This window comes from Paenibacillus sp. GCM10027626 (assembly GCF_042676285.1).
Classification (GTDB): Bacteria; Bacillota; Bacilli; order Paenibacillales; family Paenibacillaceae; genus Paenibacillus_Z.
The window spans coordinates 86,337-107,574 of the sequence record NZ_JBHTHC010000019.1 but is presented as its reverse complement, the minus strand read 5'-3'; the positions used below and the strand labels follow the sequence as shown (position 1 = coordinate 107,574).

Below are 21,238 nucleotides of genomic sequence, written 5' to 3'. Positions count from 1 at the left end.
AATTGAATATACTTTAAATATGCAAAAAGCATTGATATAATTGGATTTTTAAGTGTAAAAAGGTGGTGTATTTCATGACTTACATGTTTGCTTATGAGCACTTTGATACTACGGAAGGACGGTTGGTCTATAAACCCAATCTCAATCCCTATGACTATGAAATTCTACAACTTATCCTAGAGGCAGAGAGAAATATAGGTGCATTAGCAAGACTTGGATTAAAAAGCCATCCATTAAAACCAACAATCCTGCGTAACTCTCTAGTTAAAACAGCTCATTTCACAACTAAAATTGAACAAAATAAACTGGAGCTTAAGGAGGTAGAGCAACTCTATCAAAATTACAAGAGAAACCCACTTACAATTAAACAAAAGGCACAATTGGAAGTTAAAAACGTCTTTGAAACCTATGAGTTTATTTACAGCTTAGCTCCAAACAAAGATTTTTCCGACATGGATGAACCTGTATTAAAAAAAATTCAACACACGTTAATGAACGACCTAACCGGTTATCCGGAGGGCTACAGAAATATACCCGTAGCACTTCAAGACGGTGATGGACATGTTAGTTATCAGCCCCCTGCATTTAATGAAGTTCCACGACTCATGCAAGCCTACTTTTCCTGGCTATACACCAGTGTCACCGGATTTATGAACCCCTATGATACAGAAAAAGTGAATCCTGAAAAGAGAGTACATCCTCTGATCATTTCCGGGGTCACCCATCATTTGATAGGCTATATCCACCCGTTTCCTGACGGTAATGGAAGAACAGCTCGGGCATTCTCAACCTTGGTTGGCTTAATTCATTCCGACCTTGCTACAATCAAGGATGCATTTAGTGTTGAAGAATTTTTCGATAAAAGAATCGAGGATTATTATGACACACTTATGGCCGCAACCCAAGGTAACCTAAAACCTTTCATTGTTTTTTATCTTGAATGCGTTAATGCATCTCTTACCAAAGTTCTCAAAGAACTCCAACGTTACGATCGGATAAAGCACATTCGTGAGCTATTGGGCAAAGGGCATGCCAAAACAATGTTCGAGTTGATTAGCAGGATGGAAGAAGGAGAAATATTTCATAGACAACTGTTTGATAATATCCTGGATGCCTCACCCTCAAGTATTGCAAAAAATATTTCAAAGCTTAAAGATTTGGGGGTTATAAAACCGGGGGATAGTCGAGGAGAATATATCGTTTGTATCGTGGATTGAGCCATGCCTATTTCAATATTTTGGGCATTGTTCCCTTGGGGAATAGTGCTCAAAACGCATAACATACCCAGGTCCGAAATTTGAAGGAGGGTAACCCGCTAAGCGGCTTCATCTTACGGAAGCCACAGACCTTATTTCGCCAATTATCTTCCTTTTTAAAATCTAAACGGAAGTGAGCGATGTTAATTGGACGTTTTTGGCGAAATCGTGCTCATGATCATCAAATAGAGGTGTACAGTTCCGTTACACTTTCAAATCGGTCGAATTTTCTGAAATAGCGGCCGTCACATCCGTCCCGTTCATCCAAAAAAAACCGTTCCTTTTGTAAATGGAGAGTCGAAACTTCCACCTTACAACAGAAACGGTTTCTTTTTTGTTTGAGAAAAGGGGCGTCCCGTCATTTAATGTCAGGCGGGACTGCCCCTTTTTAAAGTTTGGCGAAACTAGTTCGCTTTCTTCTTAAATCTTAGACGAAGGATAAGACCTGCGCCCGCCAGTCCAAGACCAATCAAATAGTACGGAACAGGGCTTGCTTCTCCTGTTTGAGGAAGAGTTTTTACATTTGCAGATTCTCCTACTAATCTAACCGGAGAAACCTGCTCTTTTGGCATTGGCACTTGTACTTGACCATTATCGCCATCCTCAATATCGCCGTCATCTGGCAAGTTACCTTGCGGAACTTCTTCATCGTCGATGATGACAGTTTCCTCTTCTCCCGTATCAACATCAACCGGCTGTTCTGGGTTAACTTGGTCAACCGGATCTACCGGGTCAACTGGACCACCAGGATTTACCGGCCCACCGCCGGGATCTACTGGACCACCAGGATCCACCGGACCACCAGGATCTACCGGGCCGCCAGGATCTACCGGACCACCGGGATCTACTGGGTCGGTAGGTTTCTTCGTTGTTACGGTAACGCGATTAGAGTCAATTACCTTTTCGTCCAAGATGAGCTGGGATACATTCGGAATGACAATTTTATCGTTTTGAATGTACTTGCTCAACAGGGATTTTTCAACATTCGGAGCGATTTTGACTGTAATAACAAGCTGATACTGTTTACCGGATAAATATTGATATGAACCGTCCAGCTTTGGCAGTTTCACTTCGACAGTGTTTCCATCAACGTTTGGTGTGCCATAAACACTGTCCGTTACACTATGATGTCCGCCTCCGTAGACGTCGCCTGTTACAGTCAATTGGACATTTTTCACTACCAATACCGGCTCCAATTGATCACGAAGAGTAACCTGAGACCAGTCCCCGATATGCTCTCCGAAGGTGTAGGTTGTGGTGAACGTAAATTCTTCATCAAGCGAAGACAACTCTTGTTTATCCACTTTTTTCACTACTGTTGGATCTTCAGGATTTACTGCTTTGTAGTAGAAGATGTACTCCTGAGAGGCGTTGGCAGTTAACGTGTAGACTGCTGTCAGTTCCTCCGCCATATAACCTGCTACCACCGCGGCTTCCAGCTTTACGCTTTCACCGACCTTGCCGCTCTTTTCTGTTGGAGGCGACAATTCTTTGTCCGTGCCTCGCTCCAGATATTTCACCGTTACACTTGCACTACTTTGCTCATTTGCATTGTAGTAGAAGATGTACTCCTGAGAGGCATCAGCCGTAAACGTATAAGTCGCCGTTGCGTTTTCCGCCGTGTACCCTGCTACCGCCGCGGCTTCCAACGTTACCGTTTCGCCGACCTTGCCGCTTTTTTCGGTTGGAGCTGACAATTCCTTATCCGTTCCGCGCTCCAAATATTTCACCGTTACACTTACACTACTTTGCTCATTTGCTTTGTAGTAGAAGATGTACTCCTGGGAAGCTTCAGCCGTAAACGTATAAGTCGCCGTTGCGTTTTCCGCCGTGTACCCTGCTACCGCCGCGGCTTCCAACGTTACCGTTTCACCGACCTTGCCGCTCTTCACGGTTGGAGTCGACAATTCTTTGTCCGTCCCACGCTCCAGATATTTCACCGCTACGCTTACACTACTTTGCTCATTTTCTGTGTAGTAGAAGATGTATTCCTGAGAAGCTGCTGCCGTAAACGTGTAGTTCGCTTGAATCTCTGTAGGCGTGTAGCCTGCTACTGGCACAGCCTTCAGCGTGACAGTTTCACCAGTTTTACCGCTTTTCCCGGTCGGAGCTGACAATTCTTTGTTCGTTCCTTGTTCCAGGTATTTCACCGTTACATTTTGCTCGTTTGCCGTGTAGTAAAAGATGTATTCCTGGGAAGCGTCTGTTGTAAACGTATAGCTCGCTTCGTTCACTTCCGGCGTATAGCCCGCTACCGGCGCAGCTTCCAGCGTTACTGTTGTGCCATACTTGCCGTTTTGCTTGACTGGGGCAGATAATTCTTTGTCCGTTCCCCGTTCCAAGTATTTCACCGTTACGCTTTGCTCGCTTGCTGTGTAATAGAAGATGTATTCCTGAGAAGCTTCTGTCGTAAACGTGTAGCTCGCTTCGCCTTCTACTGGCGTGTAACCTGCTACTGGCACAGCCTTCAGCGTGACAGTTTCACCAGTTTTACCGCTTTTCCCGGTCGGAGCTGACAATTCTTTGTTCGTTCCTTGTTCCAGGTATTTCACCGTTACATTTTGCTCGTTTGCCGTGTAGTAGAAGATATATTCCTGAGAAGCTGCTGCCGTAAACGTGTAGCTTGCTTCGCTCTCTACTGGCGTGTAGCCTGCTACTGAAACAGCCTTCAGCGTTACCGTTTCACCAGTATTACCGCTTTGCTTGGTCGGGGCAGACAATTCTCTGTCCGTTCCCTGTTCCAGGTATTTCACCGTTACCTCTTGCTTGTTTGCCGAGTAGTAGAAGATGTATTCCTGATTTTCCGCCGCGGTAAATTTGTAGCTCGCTGTCGCATTCTCGGCTGTGTATCCTGCCACCTTAGCTGCTTCCAGCGTTACCGTTTCACCATACTTGCCGCTCTTCGCGGTTGGAGGCGACAATTCTTTGTCCGTTCCACGCTCCAAATATTTCACCGTTACGCTTTGATCATTTGCCTTGTAGTAGAAAATGTATTCCTGATTTTCCCCCGCCGTAAAGGTGTATGTTCCTGTTGATTTTTCTGCCGTATATCCCGCTATTTCAACTGCTTCCAACGTTACGGTTTCACCGAACTTGCCGCTTTTCACGGTAGGAGCCGACAATACATTATTCGTTTCACGCTCCAAATATTTCACCGTTACGCTTTGATCGTTTGCCGTGTAATAGAAAATGTATTCCTGGTTTTCCGCCGCGGTAAAGGTGTATGGCGCTGTTGCTTCTTCTGCCGTATAGCCGGTTACCGACGCAGCTTCTAGCGTCACGGTTTCACCATACTTGCCGCTCTTCGTGGTTGGAACTGACAATTCTTTGTCCGTTCCCCGTTCTAAATATTTCACCGTTACGCTTTGATCATTTGCCTTGTAGTAGAAAATGTATTCCTGGTTTTCCGCGGCGGTAAATGTGTAAGGCGCTGTTGCTTTTTCTGCCGTATAGCCGGTTACCGACGCAGCTTCCAGCGTTACCGTTTCACCATACTTGCCGTTCTTCGTAGTTGGAGCTGACAATTCCTTTTTCGTTCCACGCTCCAAATATTTCACCGTTACGCTTTGCTCTGCAGGTACATATGTCGCATCGACTTCTTTATTGCCATCAACCGTGATCGTTTTTGAGCCGCCGGACGGTGTGACGATTTGATAGCCTGCCGGGGTATCGAATACCACCGTATACTTGCCATATGGCACTTCAGTAAACGAATAGGCTCCATTGGCATCGGTTGTCGCATCGGCAACCTTATTCCCGTCTTTATTTTTCAGCGTCACTTTCACGCCTTTAAGTGGCAGGTCGGTTGATTCATCCGTTGCCGAACCGCTTACGGTCGCTATAAGCTCCTGTTGCGAAATGTAGCCGAACCAAACGGTCGCCGTTGGATTGGTTCGAGTAAGATTGACACGGGTCGGATCGTCACCAACCTTGAGTACGTACCCATTGATGGACGGAGCCGCCACCGAGTAAGTTTTGTCTAACTCCAGCGCTCTTTCTCCATTCTCTTCAAAATGACCGCTGAAAATCTCCTGTGCCAGCTCCGGACGCTCTACTACAACGCCATCTTTATTGACCGGCTGGCCCTGCTTATTTACTTTATAGCCTTTAACATTGATCGAGCCTTTCCCGTAGCTTACCTCCGGAACGACGAATTCCTTGGTCGTCTCCGAACCGTTGGCATCGATGTAAGTGATGGTTGTTGTACCGTTAGTTGGATACAACTGAACCGGGTTCGGATTTTTCGCCATATCCATGCGAACCGTATAGGTCAGCGTCGCCGGCTTTCCTTCTTCAATATTGCCGCTTTCCCAGCGGAACGTCTCCGTGGCCGGATCCCATTTCACCTCACCCTGGCTTGCTTCATACGTCCCATCAACAAGGTTGAACATATCTCCCATCGGGTCAATAATAACCGGGTTTCTGGCAGCATAGGCAAACTGTCCTGTCAACTGATCGAATACTCCCTCCAGTTCGGAACTGCTTGAAGCATAATAACCGCCATTCTGACTGTTCTTGAGCACATAAGTAGCATTTTTGTTATTACCGACTTCCAGCCCAATGGAATATATGGTGACTTTGTCATCGTTCATAATACTGTGCGCTTCCGACAAAGTCGCTATGCCATTTGTTTTGACTTTGAAGCCATTTACCTTATACTCCCAATCCCCGTACCACGTATCTAGATCGTAATCTGACCCTGACCCTATGACCTTACTGTAGTCGAACTTGGAAAGAATAAAGTTATATTTCTTATCTGGCCACACATAATTGGTAGCAGCACCAGCCTTATAACTGTATGTCGGCTCGCCGTCGCTTAACAGCACGATGGCCTTGGCTTGCGCTGTACTCTCGGCCAACAGTTCCCGGGCCCGATGAAGGCCTGCCTGAATATTCGTACCGCCTGATGCGCGAATATTGTTAATGGACGATTTCAGCTTTTCCTTTTCAGCGGCCCCTTTAAAACCGGAAACATCCTGAGCACCTTCATTAAATGTTACAACCGCTATTCTTGTGTTTGAATCAGGGATAAGAAGCTCATCGACAAATCGGTTTGCCGCCGTCCTCGCATTGGACATCCTTTTGTTACTGTCCATGCTGCCCGACTTATCGATGACAAGCACGACATCAGAAGTTGTCTCCAGATTTTTGCCCTCTACGGTCAGCTTAATCTTCCATTCCCCCGGTGTACCGGTGGGCTCTGCTTGCTTGTTCAGGTTAATGGCGCCGGGATTGGGCCAAACGAGCTCCCCGCCTGAGGCCCCGTTCGCATAAGCTTGTTGAAAAGGATAACAAGCATTAACAATCAGTGCCAAAGCAAACAAAAGGGTTAATAACTTTCTGCCAACACCCATTTCTTTGATATCACTCCTTTTCCTGAATACCAACAACATCGGTTTGGGCTGCATTACAAAAGGCGATCACCTCCTCCTGCATAGTCAGTCTTACCTTTAGCAGTAGAATCTCTATTGACGATAGCTGCGAGTTTACTAGAAAAACAAAAAAAATCGCCGATTGCATCATCATCTTGTGAAAATGCAACCGGACGATCATAAGTCTTGCGACTGTTAGACTCCTGGCTTTGCGGCCTAACCTTTCGGTTAGTGTGCCCTATTCGATTGGTAAATTTGACCCAATAATTGTAACTTCACACGAGATTATAACTTCATATTTTTCTTTAGTCAACCATTTTTTTGAACTTTTGAACTTTGTGTTATTCGTGATAAAGTCACCCACTCTCCCCAATCAGGTCTCATCAGCCCCCGTCTGCCTGCTTATAATTTCACTTACAACCTCAATGCTCAATAAACGTAATTGCCAAAAGGACCCACCGAAACTGTGTCGTCCCTTTCAGCTTTTTTTGATGAATGCCAGTATACGGGACATAGTCCATCCAAGTTTCGGCCTACAAAGACGTCTATTTGGGCTTGGGCCCTCCAGAGGTTTACAACAGCGCAACTCTCGGGCGAACCGGACCCTCCAGCACAAACAGAAGTTGATAGAACGTATGATGATGCCAGGGCACCCGATATCCTCCCAAATGCTTGCGCTTTGTAGATTCGGATTTTTATGATCAAGCTATGATTTCACTATCGGCTTCTTGGACATGAAGAGAAAAGTTACTAGATATAAAAGGGAGCATAACCACGTATATTTGAAGATTTGCTGTCCCATAGAAAAGTAGATATTCATAGGCAGGGAACAAAAGTCTGCTTCTGGAGCGGGTGATGGGAATCGAAATCACGCTATTAGCTTGGAAGGCTAAAGTTCTACCATTGAACTACACCCGCAAATTTGATGGTCGGGACGACACGATTTGAACATGCGACCCCCTGGTCCCAAAGTAAGTGGTGGGTCTGTTAAAGTGTGTTATGATGTTGCAAAAAGACTTATCTAGTGCGGTCTATCAAATTTGTTCAGTTAGCTCCGATTCCGGAACGAATCCGCTGCCATAGACCGGGATCGCGAACCGCAGCCGGTTGTCGACTCCTGCTGCGGTTCGCGTCAGCACGCCTCCCGGCGCATACGTATAAGTGGGCGCCTTCATCAGCGCTTCCCGATCCCAAGAGCCGGCCGCCTGGCCGAACCCTTGCTGTTCCACAAGCATCATATACTGCGCATACCAACGCACAAGAAAATCGTTGGCATGGTTAATATGATTGCCGGTCATATCGTTTAACGCTTCCGCGTCAGCGGCAGCCCCCTCGGGGGCCATTCTGTCATGAATACAAAGTTAGATTTTTAAATGAGTACTCCATCAGGTTCGGGTTAGTTTTTTATTTGAGCTGACACGTGCTTCCTTGCGAGGCTGATCCGGAGAATAATATCCAGATTAGCCTCGTCCGCTTATAGAGTCAACAGCCGATAAAGCACCTGCACGGCCTCCGCCCTCGTAGAGAAAGCCGGCGCGGCCAGCCTCTTTCCGTTACCGTTCATGATACCAGCTTCCACAAACCGCTGCATGGCGGTCCTGGCATACTTGGCTACACCGTCCGAGTCGGGGAAGCTTTTCAAGGTATGCCCGCTTGATCCCGTCGGCAGCTCGCCTAACGTTTCCAACGCCCGATAAAGAATGACCATCATGTCTTGACGGCGAATAAAAGACTCGGGCGAGAAATTGCCGCCGCCTGTGCCGGATACCAGTCCAAGGCGTTTCGCCGTGCCGAGATATCGGGTATAGTACTTGTTCCCCGCATCCGCGAAGCCGCCCGTTCCGTCTGCGTCCGCTTCGATGCCGTAGGCGTTCATAACCATGATGAGGAAATCGGCACGGGTTACATTTCGTTCAGGCGCGAATAAGCCGCCACCCAAACCCCTGACAATATCTCTGGCCGATATGAACGCCACGGCCTCATGGTACCACGCCTTACCGGCAACGTCCTTGAAGCCGACTTCGTTGTAGCCAACCGCGAACGACATGAATGGTGCGGTTTTGATCCGAACGGCTCCTTTCGCGTCGTCATACCTGCCTCTCGCAACGTTAAGCTTGCCGGCTTCGTCGATCGCGTAAGCGATAATGGCATTCTTCTGCTCTCCGGGCTTCGGTGTATAAGGGATGTGGATTTCCGCGGCGCCTACGCCAAAGCTGTCCAGCTTCTCCTCCCCTGCCATGACGGCGAAATCATAAACCGGCCGGTCTCCGATCTTGGCCTGCGCTTCCAGGGTCAGAGCGCCGAAAGCGGCTTTGGATATACGGATGCTGATATTCCCTGCGTTCGCGGCGGCGCTGAGGGAAGCCACGGCTTTGGCGTCAAAAGCAACGCTCGCGATCCCCGCATCGATTCGCAATGACCATGAAAAGGCATTGGCCGTGAGCCTCCATGCATCCCCTGGGAAGTCCACAACGACCGCATCTGCTTTCTCCGCCGACTCCGCCCGGATGGCGACTTCCACCTGCTTCCCTTCGGCTAATAGCTCCATCGCCTTATTCAACAGCTCCGCCATCAAACGGTCGTCTACTTGAACGGACGCCTTCCCGGTCGACGGATCCAATGCCGCTTTCAAGGAAACCGATACGGTCGTTACGACTCCGTTCCGCGTGATCGAAAGCTCCGGGAGCGGTGCAGGAGCTGCGCCCGGCGTTACCGATCCTCCATCCGACGGAATCGAAGGATTGCCCATGTCGATGTTTCCCGTCCCATCGGCCGGCTCGCGGACATAATCGGGCGATAACGCAGGTTCCGACACCCGATAAACCGTGATCTCAGCGTCCGCCGGCGCCTCCCCTCCGCTTATCCGGATATATCTGGCCGTAATGGAGGGAAACATCGCCTGAACGACGCCTTTCTTGCTGTCGATCGCCTTGTACACCTGCGACCAATCCCGGCCATTCGCCGAAGCTTCGATGCGAAAACTCTTTTCTGACGGATTGCCGTCAAACGCCAGTTGGATGCCGTTTACCTGCTTGTCGGCTCCCAAGTCCAACAAGCCGTCTTGCGGGAGCATGCCGGACGCCACCGTTTCGACCCGCTGTTGGATTCGGATCAGGTCTAGAAACGAGAGGTCAATTTTGCCGTTCGGCAGTTCAAACCGCACATATCGTACGTTCTCGCCTTCAGCCAACGCAGAGGAGAGACGGGTCGCTTCTTTGCCATGCCAGTCTGCCAGCTTCGTCCATTCCGTTCCATCGTTCGAGACACTCAATGCAACGCGATCAGGAAGCAGCTGCCGCCAGTTCAGGTCGTCGAAAGCCAACCAGCCAACGCTCGCATCGGCGCTGCCGTCCACCGCTTCAAAGCGCACCTTGCTGCCTGCATGCCCCGCGGCATCAATCGTCAGCATCTTAAAGCTAGAATCGTCGGGCGGCGCTGTCCTTCCGATTTCGTTTCCATCCTCGCCCACAAGTCGGTAATAATTGTTCCCGTTGTCGCCATATCCGGCTGCGAGGAATCGAACAAAGTCCGCTCTGAGCGTAAACGGGACGCTCGTGATCGTGCCGACGGCGCCGACTCCACCGGCACGGGAATCCTCCCATTTCGAACCTCTTGCGCCTACGGTTTCCGGATGCTCCGCAACGCCCGACGGCGCGCTTCCGAATGCTGTTCCTGTCGTCGTCCATGTCGTATAGCAGCCGCACTCGAAGTTGAAGTTGTCCTCCTGCGTGATGCTGTCCAACGCCAACCAAGCGTAGCCGCTGGCGGTATCTCCGTCGACCATGCGAAACCGGACCGTCTGGCCGACCAGATCCGAGACGTCCCAGAACCGTTTGATGAATTGGTTCAAGGGCTGGGATTCCATGCCGGGCGGCGTGGCGATGCGAAGACGCTCACCACCTTGACCGATCAATTCGTAGTAGTTTTTAGGCGGATCCCAACCGTCTTGTCCATTCCAACCGGCGGCGAGGAAGGTCAAAAACGGTTTTTCGATGACGAACGCTTTCGAGGTGAGCGTACCTGTCGCATTCTCGCCGCTCACCAACGAGTCCGCCCAATACTTGCCGTTGTCCGTGCCAAGCGGCCTGCCCATCTTCACCGAGTTCGGCTCGGCCGGAAATGCGTTGCCAGTACGTTCCCAGCCGTCATAGGTGCCGGACTCGAACGACCAATAAGGATCCTCTATATGGTCTTTGTTGTTGTATCCGAAGAGATTTCCGAAAGCAAACCACCCGTTCTCCGTACTGTCGTTGCCTTGTACCGCTTCGAAATAAACCTGTTTGCCCTTCAGGTTAGATACGTCCCATGCCACTTGGCCGATCCCGTCGTTATCCGGCGGGTAGGCGATGCGCAAAACGGTCCCGTCCACGGCTTTCAAGTAATAAGCGTTGAATCCGGTCGGTAGAACCGGGGCATCGAACGGCTCGCCGGTCAGCATGATGTCATCGACCGCCAGCCAATCGAAGCCTCCGCCGTACTGCGCAGCTTCTTCAGCACCTACCGCGTCCACCATTTCGAAATAGACTTCGCGTCCGGCGTATGCCGAAACATCCCAGGCGTAGCTCCTAAACATGTCGCTGTCGCCTCTCTGGTTTTCGGGCGCTTGCTCGATCAGCACCTGACCGGTCTCCGCATCCTTCAAATAGAACCTATTGTTCAGCGGATACGGCCAAGGGCCAGTGTCGTAAGATATGCCGTTCCAGCCCGCACCTTTGAACGTCAGCGTCGGCCGATCGATGACGAAGTTTTTGGTTTGGAGCCTGCCCTTCAATTGTCCGCCAATCGACGAGGCGGCGTAGTGTCCGCCCCAATCCTTGACCCATCCAGCTCCGTCGGTCGCGGGAGCGCTGCCGAACACGTTCGTGTCGATATAGGCCAGTTCGCTCCAGTCTCCGGTCTCGAAGCCTGCGATAAGCTTGGGCGGTGTTTCCGGCGGCTTGGCCTCGGATACTGCTCCTTTATAACCCGAGGAGCGGAACGCGAGCACATCGTCCGTTACCGTGAACAGGCTGCTGGAGATTTTACCCAGCGATCCCGCTCCTCCTGACGAATTCGCCATATATTCACCGTTCGCCGCTTGTACGGGCGCGTTTCCAAAAGCGGACGCTGCGGTTTTCCAGCCGGTGCCGTAAGTTCCGTTATCGAAGGTTAAGCCTTCCATCCGGTGTTCCGCATCGAGCGCAATCGTTTGGATCGCGTAGCGGTTACCCAGGTCCAGCGTGATCAGTTGCTTGCCATTGGCCTCTTCGATCGTGGCCGAACCGGTGATGGCCCCTTCCGGACTCGGTACGTAAACGAATGCTTTCCCAGGCTTGAAGGTATAGTGGATCAAGCTGTCTTTTTCCCAATTGAGATCGATAATCGCGTCAACATTGTCCAGGGACGGGGCATGCTTGATGACCAGGACATCGTTCGCGCTTGCGGCCGCGTTTCTGGCCACCTCGATCACCTGTTTGCCGCTGTATGCGTCTTCACCAGCATCCACAACGTGAAATTTATCCGGATCGAAAGTAACGGTCCGCTTGATGCCGCGGGAATCTGCGTAATCGGATAGCAAGCGGCTCATAAACGTGTCTTTGAACATCGCGTTGTTCGCGACGGGAAGGGTGCTGAACAGCACGCTGCCCTTGCCTACTTTCAGCTCCGACATGATGACGTTGCCGCCCTCGTCTTCAAGCACGGGCACCGCGCCGGGTACGAGCCGTTTAAAAGCCTTGCCTTGCGACGGACCGTCGAGGCTGACGCTGACCGTTTGTCCCGGAGCCAGGGATTTGAGCCACGCCGGGGCGTTCGCCGACACTTTGACTTTCGTCCCTACCCGTTCCGCCGCCTCCGCTCCGCCCGACATGCCCATCATCCACGCGCTGACGTCCTCGCTGCCCGTCACGCGCTGCGTGTCCAGGTTCAGACGGTAGTTGAAGCTGTCCTTGCCGAAGCTTACGAAAGCCCCACCTTTGTTGACCCAGTCCTTGATCCGTTCCTCCCCTTTGTCGGAAGTCAGCGTCAAGTCCATGTTCGGACTGATGAAAACTTTATAGTTCGCGAGCGCACCGTCTTCAATCGGGAAGTCGTCCATCAGGTCGGGCGAATCAAGGTAATGCGTCCAGCTCGCGAAAGCCGAGCCGTACCAGGAAATGCCGTGATCGGCGTCAAAAATGAAATTGTGGTCGTTTCGGTCGTAGCCCTTTCTGAACAGATTGGCGTACCACGGATTGAAAATGAGCACATCCGACCCTGAGGGCTTCGGATTGATCTCTCTGAACTTCTTGGCGTTGTCTTTCGTATAGCGGTACAGATCGTTACCCGCATACTCGCCACTTGGATCCCATTTGCCCCTAGAATCGTTGAATTCGCCGTAGTCCCAGCCGAGCGCGGAGTGCTCCAGCGTACCCGCGCCGCGGCTTAAAAAGTTGAACGCGTTGTCGGAATGCACCTTCCCAGAAGGCTGGGCCGTATCGTCCATCGAGCCCTGCAGTTTGTAAAATTTCGCAGTGGCCGTGTAGTGCGCCACGCCGTACGGCGCGTCCAGGTTGCTGTTGCCCAGGATGACGTTGTCGTATTTGCTAATATCCCGCGCAATCTTGCCCATGCTTTCCCCGGTTTCCATCGGCGCGCTCTGGTATCCTCCGTCGACTTCCACATGGATAGGTTTGTCCGAGACCGAGCGGATGGCGGCCATATAGTCTGCGATGTACTTGTCCATATATTCGATCTTCCAGAACATCAGGTCCGCCCATTCTGGTCGGCTGTCCACCGCGTTCGCGTTCGTCCGGTTTGGCAGCGGAGACAGGATTTCGTCGAAACTGCCGTACTGTTTGCCCCACGCCTCATTTAGTTTGGCGACCGTACCGTACTTTCTCGCGAGCCACTGCCTGAAATTGCGCTGGGCGCTGTCGCTGTAAACGGCCAGCAGCTCCGGGTTACTGCCCGAATAGTATTCGATACCGCCGAACCATCCCGGGCCGAGGATGGAAAACATCCGGACATATGGATTGCTGTCGAAGTGTCGTACCGTCTGCTTGGCGATTTCAATGATGGTCCGATTGCTCGTCTCGTTGAAAAAGTCCCGATGTTCGATCTTTCTGCCCGATTCATCGATGATATCGGAATAGAAATCCGGGAAGGCGCGTTTGGTGATCCCTTGAAACCCGAGCCAAATATCGAGCCCGTTATCGACAAACCGATTGACAAACGGATCCGCATAACTCCATGAATAGTGGGTGGGGTCGCTGACGTAAGCCACCGCGTCCTGGGCCGATATGCCATTCGGGAATTTGGTGTTGTCAATGAGCTCCGGCATTATGTTGATGCCGGGACTGCCCGGGTCGGCTACGCTGACGCATACATTGGCCAACTGCTGGTGCTGCGCGCGCAAGGAGTCGAACCCTTTGTCGCCGAAGTTGTTCATGTCCGGAAAGCACGATAGAACGCCGACGCGATGCGGAAGCATGTCCGGATAGACCGTAATCTCGTTGATGGCGCTGTCGTCCCCGAAACTGTCCGTGATGTACAGCCTGACGTACCGAGCTTCCACAGCATCCCAGGAACTGAACAATGTTCTGCTGCTTTTAACGCTTTTCGTCGCCACGGTGCGAAACCGGGTTCCATCGCTCGAAATCTGGATCGCGTATGATTTCGGCCCCTCGTTCGAAGTGACTGCCGCTTCCAGCGCTCCTACGCGCACCGAATGCCCGAAGTCGAACAGGATCCATTGCGGTTCCGACGCCGTCGGTCTCGCAGCCGGTATCCAGCTCTTGGCTTCATCATTGAACAGCCCGTCTTGTACCAGCTCGGGCCTGTGACCGGCCTTACTGGAGGATGCAGTAATCGCGGTCGCGGTCAGCCGTACTTCCGGCGCGCCCGGCGTTACCACCGCTGCAGCCTTGCTCGGCGCCGAGAACGCGATTCCGCTCACGGCCACTAGTGCGGCCAACCATACGGCCAGCGCCTTCTTGCCCCTTCCCCCTCTTTTAATGGCGTACTTTGATCCCATACTCTCACATTCCTTTCGTTAATTTGAAAGCGGATACATTTATGATCGCACCCTCGGCGCTCGGCTTCAATTGACATTTCTTTAGAAAGCATGACAATTCGTTAACATTTCAAGCGGTTCGGACATCGGCTTGCTATTAACGCGCGAGAGAGTCGAATTCAAAAGAAAAAGAGAGCGCCCAGGCGCTCCCGCTCAAACATTCTTTCAAGCTGGCTAAGGAAATCCCGCTAACAAGTTTACGCAGCGCTTCGTGAATCGGCGTGGCCAACAGGCTGAGCAGCTTTACTTGCACTTTCTGATACATTGCGCCTTTACCCCTTACCGTATTTGTCGCGAAAATCGCTGGGCGAACAGCCGAAATAGTTTTGAAAGGCCCGGCTGAAGCTGCGGTAATTGGCATATCCGACCTGGGCGCCGATCTCGTAGATCTTTTGGTCCCGCTGCAGCAGCATCGTTCTCGCGCAGAGCATTCTTTCCCGGATAACATACTCGTTGAAATTTTCGCCCGTTTCTTTCTTGAACACGACGCTAAGATAGTTCGCGCTCATATGGACGCGCTGAGAGAGCCATTCCAACGAAATATCATCGGACAGGTGCTCCTTGATCAGCCGCTTGAACTGGTTAAACGCTCCCACGCCTTCCATCGCGCCCAGCATCTCGTAAAAGTCGGAAATATGCGCACCGAACTGATCGAACAATATCCGAACTTCCTGCTGCGAGCGGCACTCCTTCAAACGGGCCATAAGATCGAGAAACACGGACTGCTTCGAGGCGTAATAGACCGGATTACGGTCGTTCAGCGCCGTTTCCGCCTGTACGATCGCGTTCTGCAGCACAGAAACCATCGCGTGCAGCGGTTGTCCCAGTTCCGCCTGCAGCTCGAAAATCCGGTCGATCACTTGCTGTGCGTCTTCCCTTCGGAGAGAACCGGCGGCTTGCAGCAAATCGTGGATGAAGTTTGCGGATCGCACCACGAATTGCGCTTCCTTGCCGCTGTTCCTTACTTCGTTCAACTTCTCGGCAATGCGCCCAATAACCAGATTCAATTTGCCGAAGTCGATCGGCTTGAGGATATACTCTTTGACGCCGTAAGTGATCGCTTGATGCGCATATTCAAATTCGCCGTGCGCAGTAATCACGATGAAATGACCCCGATACCCTTGCTCGCGCAAGGCACGAATGAGCTCGATTCCGTTCATCTTGGGCATGTTGATATCCGCGAGGACCAGATCGGGCTTAGCCTCCTCCGCAAGCTGCATCGCTTCAAGCCCGTGCCGTGCTGACTTTACCGACGAGAATCCGTAATCCTGCCAGCGGATCAGCGTCTGCAAGTCCTCCCTGATCATTTTTTCGTCGTCTACGATGAGCGCCTCGAACACAGCCTCTTGCCCCCTTCCTCATAATTGTGTTTCGTCGTCGAATCGGATGCGAATGCGAACCCGGGTCCCCCGGTCAGGCTCACTAACGATCTCCATTTCGTACCGATGACCGAATTCGTGCAGCAGGCGGTTGTGCGTGTTATATAACCCGACGCCTCCTTTGTCCGGTGCCGGATCGCCGGCTCCCTCGCGCAGCCTGTACAGCAGCCTTTCCAGCGTATGCTTGTCCATGCCGCAACCGTCGTCTTCGATCGTCAGTCTCCATTCCCCGCCGCAGAACTCGCTGTCCACGACGATCCGGACAACCTCTTTGTCAGCGTGAAATACGCCATGCTGTATGGCATTTTCCATAATCGGCTGTAAAATCAGGCAGGGCACCTTATAGTTCAAGGACCGGTAGTCAATCTGCCATTTGACCTGAAAGCGGTCTCCGAATCGGTAACGCTGAAGCTCGACGTAAGCCCACAGGTTGTTCAATTCCTCTTCGACGTAAATGACGTTCTTGATATTGTAGATGCTTTCACGCAGCAGCTTGGACAAATGGATGATCATTTGGTTGATTTCGGTCTCGGCGCCCGTCTTGCGAATCGCGACGGAGTGGATCGACTGCAGCGTATTGAACAGGAAATGGGGATTGATCTGATTTCGTAGCGCCCGCAATTCGGCCTGCTTGCTCTTCAACTCCAGTTGATGCTCAATCTGCTTGTACCGGACCCGGTCTCTCAGCAAGTTCTCGATTTGTTTCGCCATTCGGTTCAACCCGTTGCCGATCATGTCGATCTCCCTGACGTTGGTCGCGGGGATTCTTATGCCGAGGGATCCTTCGCCGAATGCCCGGATGCCTTGCAATACCGTTTTCAGCGGCCTCGTCGTCATGTTCGATATATACAGCACCCCGAGAATGGAGATGAGCAGGATGACGATGGCAATCATCGCGATCTGGGCGCCCGCGACCAAGACATATTGAGAAAAACGCTCGATAGGATATGAGATGACCAGATACATGTTCAGGTAAGATTTCTCGGCAAAGAAGCGGTACGACTGCCGTTGAAAGGACTCCTCGCTTCTGCCGCTGTTTTTGAAATTCGCAAGAATGGCCGTCAGTTCCTCGTCACCGACGTCATTCTGCCCGGAATAGTAAAAAAGCAACATTTGCTCCTGATTGAAGTAACTGAACCGGACACCCGGAATCACTTTCAGTTTCTCCGTGCTTTCCAGCAGCCGGTCCGGCTTCATATTGATTTCCACAGCTCCAATGACCTGGTTGGATATGTTGCTCGATCGATTCTGCTTGTTCTGGGATTGGGAAATGATGTGCCATTGCGACAACGTGCCGTTCGGGTTGGCAATCCAGGCCAAAAGCGTCGAGCTCTTTCTGGCCAGCCGGTATCCGCTCTGGTCTTCGTAACGGCCATTGTTCTTGAGCGGAGGCTGCCCGACAGAGATGACTTTGTCATGACCGAACCAAACACGGATACTTTCGATTTCATCGGAAGTGTAATAGTATTGGTTTAAAAAATTCATCAGCTCGGATTTGAAAACGAGGCTTTCGGAGCCGGACGGATCCGATTCCAGCATCCCCGGCAGTCGTTCCTGCAAGAGCGGGCTTGTCAGGATTTGCAGAGAAACTTCCCCGTACTTCTTGTTCTTGATGTCCAGCGATTCCATCGTATCGTAGGCCAATTGACGGTTATACCGCTCCGCTGTACGCTTGGTTGTCATGAAATTGTATTGCAAGGTGACCAGCGCGACGGCAGCCGTCAGCACCAAGTTCATTAGCAATACGAGAAATACCATCCTGCTGCGCATCGAGTTCAGCACGGGACCGCACCATCCTTTCATTGTCCGGTGGTTGCCCCAGTATAACACACGCTATTTGATTCCAGTAGTCATATAAACCTGCGTGATTCCTTTCTGCAAGAAAAGGGCAGGAAGACGGGGCCGGTCAATAAATAAGCCTGCCAACTCTCGCGCCTCTTAAAGCCAATTCGCCAATGCCTCCTAACGAGGCGGAAGAAGGCGACAGCCTCTCCCCGCTCCGGATTACTTTAAATTGTCGAAAATTTCCTTTTGGATGACGTTCTGTAGCGCCTTCTGTTCCGCTGCGATATCCGCATTCGTCAGAATAACCTTCTCCAGTAGCCGATCGTACTGATCCCAGAAGCTTGAGGAGTTGTCCGAATGAATCGGTTTGATGTCGTTCAATTGATTCGAGAGCACATTCTTGATCGGATTGCCCGCGAATTGCGGATCGTCCAACAACGATTTGAGAACCGGAATGCCGGACGTGAGCTCCAACCATTGCTTGTAGATGTCTGTGGAGTACATCGCTGTAAGAAACTCCTGGGCTGCTTCTTTGTTTTTGCTGGAATCGAAGATAGAAAACGAGAGTCCGGGACCGAAGATGGAGGTGCTGGTTTTCATTTTCGGAACCGTGGAGTAGCCTAGTTTATTCAGATCCAGACCGCCATTCTTGAAGGAAGACAGCGACCAGCCTCCGGTGATCGTGAACGCCGCGTTTTCGTTGAAGAAGACGCTCATCCAGTTCGCATAGTCTGTTTCGGGCTTGTCCGCGTAGCCGTTCGTAACCAGACTCTTTAATTTTTCCAGCCCATCAACTGCTTCCGGACTATCGAAGAGAGCTTCCGTGCCGTCCTGCGAGAAAAATTCGCCGCCCGAGCTGAATATGAAAGGAGCCGATTCATAAGTGCTGATGCGAAAAGTGAATCCTTTAACCTCATTGCCATTCTTTGCTTTCAGCTTGGCTTGCTTGATTTTCTCCAACATCGCCAGCCATTCGTCCCAAGTGACGGAAGTAAAGTCGGTGTTTTCGATGCCGGCTTTCTTCAGCAAATCCTTGTTGTAGATGAGGAAGATGGAGTTCGCTTCATTCGGCACCGCATACAGCTTGCCGCCGTTTTTGCCCTCTTCCAGCAAACTGGCGTACATGTAATCGTCCTTTAACGGCGATCGGTTGAACCAGTCCGTAAGATCGGCGAGCAATCCCCGCTTCATCCACACCTGCTTCGGCCCCGAGGTGACCAGATCGGGCAAGTTGTGGCCTACCGCCAGAAAGTCCACTTTTTTATCCATATCCGTGTATGGAATCCTATTAATTCGCACTTTGATGTTGTACTTCGCGCTGTTTTTGCTCGCAAGCTCGGCAGCCTGATTGATAATGCTCGTATTCTGCTCGTGGTTGGACGAATCAATCAGCATGCTTAACGTAACGTCCTGTTTCTCGCCCGCTTGCGCGGATTCTCCCGCTTCTGATCCGTTGCCGCTGCCGTTATTGTTCGAGCACGCGCCGAGCAGCCATGCCATGGTGAGCACCGTAGTCAGAATGACGGCAACTTTTTTTGTCGCGGCATTCATTGTTCAACCTCCCGTTTTGATTTGGTTTCATTATTTCGTCTCTCTCGCAGGAGTCTGTTTTAATTGTAAGCGTTTACCTATGGCTTTATTATGACAGCTGGACAAAGGTGTTACAAGGGAAGACTGCAATAGGACAGGAACGGTTTTGATGGCAACGAGCCGCCGAAGAAATCGGCAGCTCGCGTTGGATGGTTCATCCGGTTACATATTCAACGATTTTCTCATCTTGTCGGCGTTCTCGCTCCACAGCGCCTCCAGTTTTGGCACGCCCATATCATCCATTTTCTTGATAAAATCGGCGTAGCGCTGTTCCAACTCCGCCTCGTCTTTCGCCATCAGGAAGGTCGGGAATGCTGTGTTGAAATCGGTGGTCGCCTTCGCCAGAATCGTCGCTTCTTCCGTCTCCGGCCCTGGCTCAATACTCAACATGTACAGCTTCAGATTTTTATGCGGCAAATACAGATCCAGCGCCTCTTTCTGCTCCGGATTTTTCTTCATCTCGCCGCCCTCTATCCAGTGGTCGTAGAGGTCGAGGTTAAACCAGTAGGCTCCCATGCCCAGTTTCTCCGCATACTCCGGATCGTTCTTGATGTTCGCGTAATACTCGTCAGTTCTCACGGGCGTGCCGTTGTCCATCTTCCAGTCCTTGCCCTCGATGCCGAAGTGTGTCAGCTTCTCACCTTCGTCCGACATCATGTAGGACATGAACTGGATCGCTTCTTTCTTGTGCTTCGATGTCTTCGAGATGGACCATCCCGCCCAGCCGATACTATCCTGCTGCAAAATCGTAGCGTCGGGAAACATCGGAGCGTACACATATTTGATGCTCTTGTCGTTCTCCGGGGACTGGTAGCCTGTCCCGACCGAACCTACTTGATAGAAGACGTTACCCGAATCGATAATGGATTTGCGCTGTTCATCGGTCAGTGCAATGTCGTTGCGGGTAATAATTCCGCTGGTGTACAGCTTGTTCAGCCATTTGAGCGCATCCAGGTATTTCGGATTTTTATAATTCGCATACAGCTTGTTGTCTTTCTCGTAATACATCTCGACGCCGAAGCTGGCCAGGAAGAATTCATAGCCGAAGGGCTGCGCGGTAAACGGAAACTTCGAATTGCCGATGACCAGCGGCGAAATCTTCGGATACTTCTCTTTCACCTGCAGAAGGACATTGTACAGATCGTCTGGCGTATCGATTTTCGGCTTGCCCAGCGCTTCATAGATGTCCTGCCGGATAAGCGGAGCAGGATTCCACGGACCGACCGGCAAGAACCTGTCGAGATTGCTTGGCCGGATCTCCGCGCTGTTGATCGTATAATTTTTGCCGTCCGCCGCCGCGTTCATTTTCCAGTAATCGTCGCCCATCCGCTGCTTCAGCTCCGGCGCATACTGGTCCATAAGCGGACCCAAGTCTTCAAAGAGGCCGGCATCGATCGCTTTTTTATAGGTCGGGTTCTTCATATCGTTCACGACGAAGTCGGGCAAATCGCGGTTGGCAATCATCAGATTGAATTGCTGATTGTCGTCGGCGTTCGGTTTGGTGAATTTCAACGAGACGCCGGTTTTCTCCGTAATCATATGAGAGATCGTATTGGAGCCCCACTCAGGGAAAGTATACCAAGCTCCATTGTAGAAGAGCCCCAGCTCGATCGGATTTCTGGCATTGCTGCCGCTGGAACCAGCGCTTTCCGTGGAGCTTGTCGTGGAGCTGGCGTTGGGACCGTTGTTCTCTTTCGCGCAAGCGCTTAATACGGAACTCAGTAAAAGCACAACGGTTATACTCGACAATAAACGTTTTCGATTGCTCATGGAACAGCCCCCTCGATAGTTTGAATGTTGCGGAATTCCCCTTTGGCCGAATGT

At 51.2% G+C, this 21,238-nt stretch carries 9 protein-coding genes, 1 tRNA gene and 1 riboswitch; of the genes, 1 reads left to right on the top strand and 9 read right to left on the bottom strand.

What is annotated here, in order from left to right; all coding sequences use genetic code 11:
• Positions 1-74: 74 nt before the first annotated feature.
• Complete coding sequence (locus ACFQ0N_RS28615; protein WP_379332860.1) at positions 75-1,217, top strand: Fic family protein; 1,143 nt, start codon at positions 75-77, stop codon at positions 1,215-1,217.
• 443 nt (positions 1,218-1,660) lie between these two features.
• On the opposite strand, the gene ACFQ0N_RS28610 is transcribed toward ACFQ0N_RS28615, so the two are convergent.
• The 9 genes from ACFQ0N_RS28610 to ACFQ0N_RS28570 form a co-directional block, all read right to left on the bottom strand.
• The gene (locus ACFQ0N_RS28610) at positions 1,661-6,610 is read right to left on the bottom strand and encodes a MucBP domain-containing protein (RefSeq protein ID WP_379332858.1); all 4,950 of its coding nucleotides are present in this window, start codon (positions 6,608-6,610) and stop codon (positions 1,661-1,663) included.
• A 179-nt stretch (positions 6,611-6,789) separates the two neighbouring features.
• Positions 6,790-6,876: riboswitch (cyclic di-GMP riboswitch) on the bottom strand.
• A gap of 596 nt (positions 6,877-7,472) precedes the next feature.
• Positions 7,473-7,546: transfer RNA gene (locus ACFQ0N_RS28605), tRNA-Gly, on the bottom strand.
• 116 nt (positions 7,547-7,662) lie between these two features.
• Positions 7,663-7,926, bottom strand: coding sequence for a hypothetical protein (locus ACFQ0N_RS28600; protein WP_379332857.1), 264 nt, complete (start codon positions 7,924-7,926; stop codon positions 7,663-7,665).
• Between the two features lie 176 nt (positions 7,927-8,102).
• Positions 8,103-14,621 (bottom strand): discoidin domain-containing protein, encoded by a 6,519-nt coding sequence (locus ACFQ0N_RS28595; protein WP_379332854.1) that lies wholly within the window; start codon positions 14,619-14,621, stop codon positions 8,103-8,105.
• A 136-nt stretch (positions 14,622-14,757) separates the two neighbouring features.
• A complete protein-coding gene (locus ACFQ0N_RS28590) occupies positions 14,758-14,925 on the bottom strand; it encodes a hypothetical protein (protein ID WP_379332852.1) in 168 nt (55 codons plus the stop codon).
• A gap of 7 nt (positions 14,926-14,932) precedes the next feature.
• On the bottom strand, positions 14,933-16,000 hold the full coding sequence (locus ACFQ0N_RS28585) for a response regulator transcription factor (protein WP_379332850.1): 1,068 nt from the start codon (positions 15,998-16,000) through the stop codon (positions 14,933-14,935).
• Between the two features lie 18 nt (positions 16,001-16,018).
• A complete protein-coding gene (locus ACFQ0N_RS28580) occupies positions 16,019-17,821 on the bottom strand; it encodes a sensor histidine kinase (RefSeq protein ID WP_379332848.1) in 1,803 nt (600 codons plus the stop codon).
• Positions 17,822-18,043: 222 nt separating this feature from the next.
• A complete protein-coding gene (locus ACFQ0N_RS28575) occupies positions 18,044-19,375 on the bottom strand; it encodes an extracellular solute-binding protein (RefSeq protein WP_379332845.1) in 1,332 nt (443 codons plus the stop codon).
• A 201-nt stretch (positions 19,376-19,576) separates the two neighbouring features.
• Positions 19,577-21,184, bottom strand: coding sequence for an extracellular solute-binding protein (locus ACFQ0N_RS28570; RefSeq protein ID WP_379332843.1), 1,608 nt, complete (start codon positions 21,182-21,184; stop codon positions 19,577-19,579).
• Between the last annotated feature and the right edge of the window lie 54 nt (positions 21,185-21,238).